This is a genomic window from Candidatus Symbiopectobacterium sp. NZEC135 (genome assembly GCF_025962695.1).
In genome coordinates this window covers 1-921 of sequence record NZ_JAGFPF010000806.1, presented here as the reverse complement: position 1 = coordinate 921, position 921 = coordinate 1, and the positions used below count along the sequence as shown (strand labels likewise).

At 51.0% G+C, this 921-nt stretch carries 1 protein-coding gene; it reads right to left on the bottom strand.

From position 1 onward, the window contains the following. A partial coding sequence (locus tag J5224_RS30590) for a PTS transporter subunit EIIC (protein ID WP_264628794.1) occupies nucleotides 1-908 on the bottom strand: 908 nt, incomplete at its 3' end. Nucleotides 909-921 lie beyond the last annotated feature (13 nt).

Below are 921 nucleotides of genomic sequence, written 5' to 3'. Positions count from 1 at the left end.
ACCAGCAGCGTCCAACCACCGCCCAGGATCGCCCCGGTCAGCATGCCGCTCACGCCATTCATGTAAGCGATGCCCGCACCGATACCGTCCCCGAGGTAGACACCAATCGGCCCGACGGCAATAACAATCACCGGCACCATGATCAGCATCCCCAACATCGGCACGGCCACCATCTCGATGCTTTGGTGAATCAGGCGTTTTAACAATCGCTCCAGATAGGAGTAGGCCCAGATAGCCAGTATCGCCGGGATCAGCGTGGAGGAATATTTCATCAACACCACCGGAACCCCGAGAAACTCAACAATATCCCCCTGCTTTGCCATCAACCCGGTAAACGTCGGTTCCAGCAACGCACCGACAATCGCCACAGAAACAAACGGATGCGCATTGAACGCCTTGGCACAGGAAAATGCCAACAGCAGCGGCAGGAAATAGAACACGCTGTTGCTCGCTGCTGCCAGAATCTTATAGGTACTGCCTGCGGTATCAATAAAGTGGTAGGTCGACAGGATCACCAGAAACGCTTTCAGCATCCCGGCACCGGCCAAGGCGGGCACAATCGGCACCAAGATAGAGGACATTTTATTGAAAAGACGTCCGACAAGATTGCCTTTCTTGCCATCGGCTTCACCTTCACTGTCCGAGGAGGCATCACCTTTAATGCCAAACTCGTCCACCAAAAGGCGATACACGGTGGTGACGTCATTGCCAATCACCACCTGATATTGGTTATTACTTTCGACGGCCAGAATAACGCCATCGAGTTTATCCAATGCTGCTTTATTAAATTTTTTGCCATCTTTTAGGGAAAATCTTAAGCGAGTAATACAGTGAGTTAAAGAAACAACGTTCTTTTCACCACCAATAAGCTCCAGTATTTCCCCGGCAAGTAAACGAAAATTACTCATGGGCTGACCTCGA